We start from the raw sequence: 9,782 nt of genomic DNA on the forward strand, positions 1-9,782 counted from the left end.
GTGCCCTGACCGGCTCTGCCATCTTCGCCCTCACCCTCAACAGCGACCACGTCGATATCGAGGATGACGCCTACAAACCCAGCACCGCGAGCACCAACCGGCGAGTCACCAACACCCGGCAACGTTCGTGGCCAACGCACTAGCCGGCCCCCTGTCTACATCTGAAGCAGCCGGCCAGCCGACTCGGCCTGCCTGTGTGATGGCGACCGATAGATGGCGAGCAGCACCTGCCTTGCCGTAGATCACAGGTATGTGCCGATTCCCAGTTGGCGGCTCGGGAGGCAGGATCGTCGTGCGGAAATCGCCGGACCAGCGGCCGCATGCGCTTCCTGGGATACCTCGCCAACTGGCATCCGCAATCCCCACACTCGGTCGCCGTCACAGTCAGCGTGCCGGGTCTCCTGACTGCCGGTCGGCCGTTGGCGCTTCCCACCAGACAGGACGGTCGTCGGAGCCGGCAACCTCTTCGTTCCACCACAAGGAACAAAACAGGTCAGAACCGCCGCTGGATGGCCTGACCCCTGACCATCCCATTTGGTGGCGCAGGCTTGCTGTGCAAGTCCGTGACCGTTCTGCGCTGCCCGCTGGATGTGGGGAGTGGTGGACGTGAATCAGCACGGGCGACGGGCATGGCGGCACTGGGCGGAGTTCCGCCCGCACAGTGTGGACGCGTTGTCGGACCCGGAGAGCTTCTTCACGATCCTGGGCGACGACGTCGCACGGGAGGTGCAGGCACTGTGGGCAGCAGATCGCCTTGACGAGCCCACAGTGCCGGGGGAGTCCTACCTGGAGAGGGTCGCTCGCCTCCAGCAAATGCGGCACAACGCCGAGTCGATAGCCCTCCGCGAAATGGTCCTGTTGCCACCGGAGGGGGATCCGGATCTCGCCGACGACTCGGCGCTGACCTCCGACGCGCTGGCTGAGGAGCAGTGGCGCGATCAGCACCTCATGGACCTGGTCCGCGGGGAGACAGCAGGCCCGGTGACTTCTCCGAGAGCCAGAGAGCAGGCGAGAGGCCGCCAGCGTACCGATTCCACCCATGTGCTGGCCGCGGTGCGGAACCTCGGTCGCCTCGAGCTCGTCCGGAGAGCCTGCGGGCCGCGCTGGAAGAACTTGCCGAGGCCGACGAACGGTGGCTGCTGCCGCTACTCGAACCCGAGTGGGGCAAGCGTTACGGGCGCCGTGTCGAGATCGGAAAGGTCCCGGGCGGCAAACCGGCGGTCGCCGCGCTGGGCGAGACCATCGGCCTGGACGGTGTGAAGATCTTGGCCGCGCTGTGGGCCCCGCAGGCGCCGCGGCGGTTACGGGAGCTACCGCAGGTGGAGATCCTGCGCCGGGTCTGGGTCCACCAGTACTACTGGGACTCCAGGGGAAGGCTGCGGTGGCGCGAGGGGAACGCGCTGCCGCCGGCCTCGCTCCGGTTCGACTCGCCCTACGACACCGACGCGCACTACTGCGTCAAGCGAGGCACGGCGTGGCGGGGCTACCGATTCCACTTCACTGAAACCTGTGACGATCCGGAGCGGCCCAATGTGGCCCCGGTGTCCTAGCTCAGACACCAGCCGCAAAGTAGGTTGCGGATAGTCGGACGAGCCCGTTTCCCTCCCTCGGCGCCGTCGTCGGTCTGATCGAGTGATCGAGTTCAAAGGGGCGGGCGTGCGGCAAGAGTGGTCGCCAGAGGAGCCTTTGGCGAAGCGCTGGGCACGAACATGGGCATCCGCGCGATCGTGGCGACCGGCGAGCACGGAGAGAGTGAGGCGGCGCTGCGGCACGTCCGCCGGCACTTCATCACCGTCGACAACCTGCGGGCCGCTGTGACGAAGCTGGTGAACGCTACCTTTGCCGCCCGCGACGCCGCATGGTGGGGCCACGGCACCGCCTGTGCCTCGGACTCGAAGAAGTTCGGGTCCTGGTCCAGCAACTTCATGACCGAGTACCACGTCCGCTACGGCGGCAACGGCGTGATGATCTACTGGCACGTCGAGCGGAAGAATGTCTGCATCTATTCCCAGCTCAAGTCCTGTTCGTCGTCCGAGGTCGCGGCGATGATCGAGGGCCTGCTGCGGCACTGCACGGACGCCGAGATCGAGTGCAACTACGTCGACACGCACGGCGCGAGCGTCGTCGGGTTCGCTTTCACCGAGCTGCTGAACTTCCGCTTGCTGCCGCGGCTGAAGAACATCGGCAGCATCCGTCTGTACCGCCCCGACGACACCCCGCACGGCTGGCCCGTCCTCGGGGCCTCGCTGACGCGGCCGATCCGCTGGGAGCTGATCGAGCAGCAGTACGACCAGATGGTCAAGTACGCCACGGCACTGCGCCTCGGGACGGCGGAGGCCGGGCAGGTGCTGCGGCGCTTCACCCGCGGCGGCCCCAAGCACCCCACCTACCAGGCCCTCGAAGAACTCGGCCGGGCGGTGCGTACGATCTTCGCCTGTGACTATCTCGCCAGCCCCGACCTGCGCCGCGAGATCCACGGCGGGCTCCCGGTCGTCGAGAACTGGAACAGCGCGAACACCGTACTCCACTACGGCAAGGACGGCGCCCTGACCGGTCCGGACAAGGAGCACGCCGAGACCTCGATGCTCGCCCTGCACCTGCTCCAGTCCGCCCTCGTGCACGTCAACACTCTGCTGGTCCAGCAGGTCCTCGCCGAACCGGCCTGGGCGAAGAAGCTCTCGGACGAGGACCGACGCGGCCTGACCGCCCTCTTCTGGTCCAACGTCAACCCGTACGGCACTTCCGCCTCGACATGAACAAACGCCTCGACCTGGAACCGGCCGCGACCGTACCCCGCCCCCGTACCGCGGCGGACGCCGCTGCCGTAGCCACCGCGGGTACACGATGATGATCAGGAGTAGATGGCTGCGATGGCGGTGAGGTCGTCGGTGGTGTGTCCGGTGGCGTCGGCCTGTCGGTAGCCGGCCAGAGCGGCTCGGGTCATCGGCGTCTCACTGCTGAGTTCTTCAGCGAGCGCGGCAAGGTAGGTCAGGTCTTTGGTTACGAGCCCGACCGGGAAGTTCGGGGTGAAGTCGCCAGCGGCCATGACGCCGATCGCGCGTGCGGCGGCAGGGCTGGTCACCGGCAGGCCGCCGAGGAAGTCCTGCACCGCAGCCACGTCGATACCTGCATGGCGGGCAACCCCGAGCAGTTCCGCCAGGGTAGCGACCTGGATGGTCAGTGACGCGTTCACAATCAGTTTCAAGGTGGCGGCGGTGCCGTAGTCGCCAGCGTGGTGAATCCCTGCTGCGCTGTCCTCCAGTACCCTGCGTGCGTCCGCAAGGACTGCGGTTGGGCCACCGGCCAGGTGAACCAGCGCCCGCGCCTCGACCTGGGGGCGGGAACCGATCATCGGTGCCTCCAGGAATCTCAGCCCGGCCCGGCCGGTCGCAGTAGCGAGCCGGCGGATCCAGCCTGGGGACAAGGTACTGGCCTCGATCGCGAGGGTGCCGGGCCGCGCTCCGCACCCCGGTGCGTGGGTTGAGCCACACAGTCTCGGAGACCTCGTCGTCACTGACCGCGACGAGGACAACGTCTGCCCTGGAGGCGGCGTCTGCGGGGTCCGCGGCTGCGGACGCGCCCGCCGCGACCAGCTGCTGCACCGGGGCCGGGGACCGGTTCGCGACTACCACCGGATAGCCGCTGGCGCACAGGTTGCGTGCCAGGCGGGAGCCCATCGCGCCCAGTCCGACCACCGCGACGCTCGGCAAGGCGGCGGTCACAGGCCCTCCCCGGAAAACGCCTGCTCGAATCCCTTGGGATCGGTCCACCACAGCGCCGACATCTGCTGGGAGGTGGGGTCGGGGAAGATGTCGGTGTGCCCGGCGGCCACGCCCTCCACGATGGCGTCGGCGACGGTCTGCGGTTTGGCCTTGGGCACGTCGTCGAACCCGGCGAGCATGTCGGTGTCGATGCCGCCGGGGTACACACCGTGCACGGCGATGCCCCGTTGACGCAGACCCGGGCGGATGGCCTGGGTGAAGGAGTGCAGTGCGGCCTTGGATGCCGCGTAGCCGGCCATCGGCGGCGTGCTGGCCAGGGCGAGCAGCGACAGCACGTTGACCACGGCACCGTTGCCGGCGCGTTCGATGACCGGGACGAAGGCACGGATCAGGTCGACGGTGCCGGTGTAGTTGGTGGCCATCTCCAGCGCGATGTTGTCCCGTTCCGCAGTGAACGGCTCGGCGAAGTGGGCCGTGCTTGCATTGTTGACCAGGAGGGTGACGTCGGGCGCCTGCTCGACGACTGCGGTGATGTCCGCGAGGGATGTCAGGTCGAGCTGGACCGGGATCACCCGGTCATGGAATCCGGTCAGGGCGGCGGTGTCGCGAGCGGCCGCGTACACCCTCCGCGCGCCACGCTCCAGCAGGGAGTCGACCAGGGCGCGGCCCAGGCCCCGGTTCGCACCGGTCACCAGGGCAATCGAGTTGTTGATGTCCATACCCAGGACGCTAGATATCCACCCTGTCATCCGTCCAATACGAATTTCTACACCTGTTATTTGCCCAGCTGATTACCAGCGAGGTCGAGGACGACCTCACGCAGCAGCGCCGCACCTGGGTGATCGCTGCCCGCCAGACGGGCCGGACCGGTCACCAAACGCGGCGCGGGCCCGGTCAGCGGCCGGAAAACCACCCCGCTCCGGGTCAGATTGCACGCCACGGACCGCGCCACGAACGCCACTCCCATTCCCGCGGCCACCAAGGCCAGGATGGTCTGTAGCCCGGTGGCTTCATGCACAACGCGGGGTGCGAATCCCGCCGCCACACACGCGTCGGTGAACCGGTCGTAGGTCTGTGGCTCCAGCTCACGCGGGAACAGCACGAACGCATCCCCTGCCAGGTCGGTCAGCGCGACCGCATCCTTCTCCGCCAGCGGGTGTCCGGACGGCAGAGCAATGCCGACCGGGTCCTCAAGCACGGGTGTGGCCTCCAGCCCGCTCCCTGGATCCACCGGCAGATGCACCAGACCCAGATCCAGCTGTCCCGACTGCAACAACCGCACCTGATCAGCGCTCTTGCGCTCCTCCACCCGCACCTGCAGCTCCGGGTAGCGCACCCGCGCCTCACGCAAGACCGCAGGCAGCAGGCTGTACAGCGCCGTCCCGACAAACCCGACGCGAACCGTCGCCAACTCCCCGCGCGCCACCCGCCCACCGTCGTCCACTACCCGATGCGCCTCCCCCAGCAACCGGCGAGCGCCGGCAAGCAGCACCTCCCCGGCAGGCGTCAGGCGCACCCCCCGGCGATTCCGCGCCAGCACCTGATACCCCAAAGCGTCTTCCAGCGCCTTAACCCGGTAGCTCAAACCGGGCTGGCTCAGATGCAGCCGAGCCGCGGCCCGGCCGAAATGCAACTCCCCAGCCACCACCGCGAACAACCTCAGATCCCCGAGATCTACCGCAAGCTCGCCATCACCGACTCCCGGCACCACCACCAGCCCTCCCATTCCACCAGTCCGACACGCTCACCCCAACGTAGCGGGCCAGCGGCACCCACCAGCCTCGCCAAGGTCGGCAACTCTGTACCGCCCAATTCCTGGACGCTGTTCCTGCGCAGTCCCTTGGGCCCCTTGGGAGTCCGGGCCTACGCCCCCATGTTTCATGAGTGACCGCTCATGAAACACCCGGCCACCCGGTAGTCCACCTGCGGCGATCACGTTTCATGAGTTGTTGCAAACGACTGGACTTCTGAAACACCCTCATGAAACAGTTCGGGGTGTGAGTGACGACTTCAAGCGCGTGGAATCGCACGACTGCCCGATGTCCACCTGCGCCGCCCCCGCGGGCTCCCCGTGCCGGACCGGCAAGGGCAAGGTGGCCATCCAATACCACACCGCCCGCTTCCGCCTGGCGCCCCAACTCGCCAAAGCGCTCAACGTGCCGACCCCCGCCGTACGCAAACCAGGCTCGGTGTGGACCGAGCTGCCCCGGCCCGCGAGCGCCGGCGCCGAACCGGTCGGGCACGTCCGCCTCGGGTACGCCCGTGCCTCGACCGTCCGGCAGTCCCTGGACACACAGCTCGACTCTCTCGCCGAAGCCGGGGTCACCCGCGTCTTCTCGGAGAAGATCCCCAGCCGCGCCACCAGGCGCCCCGAGCTGGAAGCCGCCGTCAGGCTCGCCGGGGAGATCCGTTCCTCCGGCGTAAACGTCACCCTCGTCGTCCACGAGCACAAGCGCCTCGGCCGCGGCATCGAACTCGCCATGCTTGCCGAGGAGCTGAAGGCGAGCGGCGTCGGCCTGGAGTTCCTCACTGGGGAGCTGCAGGGCTCGCACGACCCGTCCGGCATCGTGTTCACCGTGCTCGCGGCCATGTCCGGCATGGAGCGCGAGTACGTCCGCGACCGCACCCTCGAAGGCCATGAGTCCGCCCGCAAGCGCGGCAAGACCATCGGCGGCGCGGGCGTCACCGACGAGTCCATGCTGTCCATGGCCCTCCACCTGCGCGAGCGGCAGATGAGCCTGCGCGAAATCGCCAAGCGGCTCGTCATCACCACGGGCGCTAAGAAGGGTAAGCACCCCTCACCCGCCACCGTGATGCGAATGCTGCGCGAGCACGATGAGCAGGCCGCCACGGCGATGAGAGCCTGATCCCCGCTACTTTGCGGCTGGTGTCTGAGCTAGGACACCCGGCCCAATGTGGTCGTGCACGTCGCCACTACCGTCTCCACGGTGCAGGACGGCGAGTTGACCGAGCGTATCCACGATGACCTGGCCGAGGGCCGGCTGCTCCCGGGCGAGCACATCGTGGACAGCGACTACGTCACCGCCGGGAAGATCGAACGCGCCCATCGGGTGCACCAGGTGGAACTGCTCGGCCCACTCGACCGCGACCACAGCCACCAGGCCCGGGCCAGGCAGGGCTTCGACAAGTCATCCTTCCTCATCGATTGGGACCAGCGGCAGGCCACCTGCCCCCAGGGACACGTCAGCACGGGATGGGGATCTCTCCGGTCCGGAGGCTACGAATACATCCAAATCGGATTCGACCAGACCACCTGCCTCTCCTGCCCCGTCCGGTCCCAGTGCACCGATTCCGCCACCTACCCCCGCTCGATCGCGGTGCTACCCCGCCCTCTACACGAGATCCAGACGCGCAACCGCCTGGACCAGGACACCGAGCAGTGGCAGCGCCGCTACGCGATCCGCGCCGGCATCGAGTCCACCCTCTCCGGGAACATCCGCGTCCACGGCCTGCGACGCGCCCGCTACCGAGGCGTGAGGAAAGTCCACGTGCAGCACGTCCTGACCGCCCTCGCCTGCAACGTCACCCGCATCGCCGACTGGCTCAGCACAGGAACACACGCCCGCAGTCGAGCCACCCGGCTCCACACCCTCTGCGTCACCGCTGCTGCGCCACCCTCACAAGATCGCCAACAGAGTCATTTCGCTTGTCTTGTCCGGCACTCGCAGCTGGGTGACGGCCTGCCCGCCGCCGGTCATCGCGGCCAGCAGGTGGGCGGCCGGGGTGGTGCCATAGCGCGAGCCGCGCGCTCTTGCCGTCCACAGCCACCGTCTGGCTCCCGTCCGGCTCGCATCCCAGCAGGTCGGCCAGGCCGCCGGGGCAGGTGTGCAGAATGACCCGGCAGATCGTCGCTCCACTCGGTGCCACCCGCACACCGAGCGCGTTGGCGGTGTGGGCCCCGAGCCGGGTCAGGACGTCCTGCGGCGCGTTCTTGGCCCACTGCCCGATGGCCGCGAAAGGCTGTGCTCCGGCGGTCACTGCCGAGCAGGCCACCAGCAGCACCGCCACGAACGGGTGACGCTTCCCGCGCCGCGAGCGCGGATCAGCCAGCGTCTGCAGCCGCAGCGCCAGCGGACCGATCGACCGATGCTGACGGCTGGGCGACTTGGTCAGGCAGACGGTGGCAGACTGGCGGCACATCGAAGCTCCTTTGGGCGAAGGCGACTTGGGAAGGTCACCTCCACAACGGAGCTTCGTTGCGTCGCGCACCCGGCAGACATCGTCACATCGCCGTGACCTGCACGCTTACAAGATCACTCAGACTTTGAAATCGCCCTGGGAGACCACGTCACATGATCTCCAACTGTGGTACAAGGTCCGCACCCGAAAGAACCCGACCAGCAAGTACAGCAAAAACTCCCTCCAGCACCCAGTCGCCGCTCAGCACTACACCCTCGACGCCGAGGTCACGGTGATGGAGGAAGGCTTGCCAGATCAAAGCGCTAAATCAACGGTGTGCGGCTGGAGCATCAGGAAGCGATACCGACGAATTGCCACTTCGAAGAGGTGATGGCCCGGGCGTGAGTATTATTTACTCTCCAAACTGCCTACATGCTGCGTTACTCTGAGAGGCGGCCAACTAGCAGCTTAGCCCGCTGCGTCGACGCGGCCTGGCTGTTGAAGATATGGGAGTCGCAGTGGCTGTATTTAAGCTATCAAAAAGAATAATTGGAATCACTGGAGCCCTGGCAGCGACTTTGATGTTCACCGGAGGATCAGTTTCTTGGGCGTCCGCAGATCATCACGCTACCCCAGTGATTCTCGGGGAAAACTCAGGGAATGGCCTGCCGGGACACTATATAGTTTCGCTTAAGGATACTCCGAATGTTAAGGAATTGGGTGTTCGGAAGGTTGCCGAGGTTGCCGCTCGCGACCTTGGAGGGAAGCTGGGCGACGTCTGGGCTACCGGGCTCCATGGGTTCGCCGTAGACATGCCGCCAGCGGCGGCTAGGAGGCTCGCGTCCGACCCGGACGTATCCTGGGTCCAAGAGCAGCAAATGTATCATATCGAAGATGATCAGAGCCCTCTGCAGAATTGGGGCCTCGACCGCATTGACCAACGGACCAGGCCTTCGGACAACCTTTTAAATAACCACTATGGATACATGGGTTCCGGGGGTTCGGGTGTCCATGTCTACTCCGTCGACACTGGAATACGGATTACTCATCCCGAATTCGAAGGTCGAGCATCATACGGAATCAATACGGTTGGTGGTGACCCGGCGAACGCTGACGACTGCAACGGGCATGGCACCCGAACCGCTGGAGTCGTGGGTAGTAAGGATTACGGGGTCGCCAAGAAGGTAAGCCTCGTTGCGGTGAAAGTCTTCGACTGCGGCGGCACTGGCCCTGACCCCCAGGTCATTGCTGGCCTACAGTGGATTGAGAATCATGCCATCAAGCCCGCAGTCGTGAACTTAAGTTTGGGTCCTACTTGCAAGAGTGGGGGGGTCATTGTGCCATGCCTTCCGGGCACCTCGCAGGGCATCGTGACCGAGGAGCAAAACCTGATCAACGCAGGAATCCCCGTGGTGACTGCTGCTGGCAATGAGGGTCTGGACGCCTGTTCCAACCCAGTCGGGGCGGCGCCTGGCACGATTACTGTCGGCGGTGTGGCCCCCGCAGGGTACAACTCAGGGGACGGCTCTAACTTCGGTAGCTGTGTGGATATCTGGGCACCTGGGGAGTCGATCACTTCCGTTGGAGGAGTAGGGAGAAACTCTTCCGGGGTACTTGACCCGGACCCCATTACTAAAACGGGGACTTCGGAAGCGGCCCCTTTTGTGACGGGTGCGGTGGCGATGTTCCAGGGTACGCCGCAGTTCGCGAATGCTACTCCGGCGCAGATCTCCGCGCAGATTGACGCGAACGCCACCCTGGGAATTATTACAGGTCTGCCGGACGGTCAATCGCCGAACAAGCTACTCTATATTCCGCCCTCGCTGGAGGGTTCGTCTGTTGCTGTGGCTAAGATCAGCTCGGGGACTCTGTCCGGGGCGTTGGAGGCGTTTGGTGCCGACGCCGGCGGGAAGATGCTCT

Annotated in this window: 9 protein-coding genes and 2 pseudogenes; 6 read left to right on the plus strand and 5 right to left on the minus strand. The window is 66.2% G+C overall.

Annotated elements, in window-relative coordinates:
- Nucleotides 1-672: 672 nt before the first annotated feature.
- The 3 genes from ACFV3E_RS45635 to ACFV3E_RS45645 all read left to right on the plus strand — a co-directional run bounded on the left by ACFV3E_RS45635 (nucleotide 673) and on the right by ACFV3E_RS45645 (nucleotide 2,756).
- Nucleotides 673-1,260 (plus strand): hypothetical protein, encoded by a 588-nt coding sequence (locus ACFV3E_RS45635; RefSeq protein ID WP_500542326.1) that lies wholly within the window; start codon nucleotides 673-675, stop codon nucleotides 1,258-1,260.
- Nucleotides 1,257-1,550 carry a hypothetical protein gene (locus ACFV3E_RS45640; protein WP_500542328.1) on the plus strand — a complete coding sequence of 98 codons (294 nt, stop codon included), beginning with the start codon at nucleotides 1,257-1,259 and terminating at the stop codon, nucleotides 1,548-1,550. Before ACFV3E_RS45635 ends, ACFV3E_RS45640 begins: the two co-directional genes overlap by 4 nt.
- Nucleotides 1,551-1,709: 159 nt before the next feature.
- Nucleotides 1,710-2,756: a Tn3 family transposase gene (locus ACFV3E_RS45645; protein ID WP_500542330.1), complete on the plus strand. Its 1,047-nt coding sequence runs from the start codon at nucleotides 1,710-1,712 to the stop codon at nucleotides 2,754-2,756.
- Between the two features lie 95 nt (nucleotides 2,757-2,851).
- Here ACFV3E_RS45645 and ACFV3E_RS45650 read toward each other — a convergent pair whose 3' ends face one another.
- From ACFV3E_RS45650 to ACFV3E_RS45665, 4 genes and pseudogenes are all read right to left on the minus strand, one after another.
- Nucleotides 2,852-3,514: an NAD(P)-dependent oxidoreductase gene (locus tag ACFV3E_RS45650; RefSeq protein ID WP_500542332.1), complete on the minus strand. Its 663-nt coding sequence runs from the start codon at nucleotides 3,512-3,514 to the stop codon at nucleotides 2,852-2,854.
- A pseudogene (locus tag ACFV3E_RS45655) lies at nucleotides 3,489-3,773 on the minus strand (NAD(P)-binding domain-containing protein); the annotation flags it as partial. The gene ACFV3E_RS45650 and the pseudogene ACFV3E_RS45655, both read right to left, overlap by 26 nt.
- Nucleotides 3,719-4,441, minus strand: a complete 723-nt coding sequence (locus ACFV3E_RS45660) for an SDR family oxidoreductase (RefSeq protein WP_500542334.1) — start codon at nucleotides 4,439-4,441, stop codon at nucleotides 3,719-3,721. The gene ACFV3E_RS45660 and the pseudogene ACFV3E_RS45655, both read right to left, overlap by 55 nt.
- Nucleotides 4,442-4,497: 56 nt before the next feature.
- Nucleotides 4,498-5,436, minus strand: a complete 939-nt coding sequence (locus ACFV3E_RS45665; protein ID WP_500542336.1) for a LysR family transcriptional regulator — start codon at nucleotides 5,434-5,436, stop codon at nucleotides 4,498-4,500.
- A gap of 283 nt (nucleotides 5,437-5,719) precedes the next feature.
- Between ACFV3E_RS45665 and ACFV3E_RS45670 the strand changes: the two genes are divergently transcribed.
- On the plus strand, nucleotides 5,720-6,589 hold the full coding sequence (locus ACFV3E_RS45670; protein ID WP_500542338.1) for a recombinase family protein: 870 nt from the start codon (nucleotides 5,720-5,722) through the stop codon (nucleotides 6,587-6,589).
- A gap of 213 nt (nucleotides 6,590-6,802) precedes the next feature.
- Nucleotides 6,803-7,264: pseudogene (locus ACFV3E_RS45675) on the plus strand (transposase); the annotation flags it as partial.
- 76 nt (nucleotides 7,265-7,340) lie between these two features.
- Here ACFV3E_RS45675 and ACFV3E_RS45680 read toward each other — a convergent pair.
- Nucleotides 7,341-7,883, minus strand: coding sequence for a transposase family protein (locus ACFV3E_RS45680; RefSeq protein WP_500542340.1), 543 nt, complete (start codon nucleotides 7,881-7,883; stop codon nucleotides 7,341-7,343).
- 614 nt (nucleotides 7,884-8,497) lie between these two features.
- Between ACFV3E_RS45680 and ACFV3E_RS45685 the strand changes: the two genes are divergently transcribed.
- The coding region (locus ACFV3E_RS45685) for a S8 family peptidase (protein ID WP_500542342.1) at nucleotides 8,498-9,782 on the plus strand (1,285 nt) is incomplete at its 3' end.

This window comes from Streptomyces sp. NPDC059718, from assembly GCF_042733315.1.
Classification (GTDB): domain Bacteria; phylum Actinomycetota; class Actinomycetes; order Streptomycetales; family Streptomycetaceae; genus Actinacidiphila.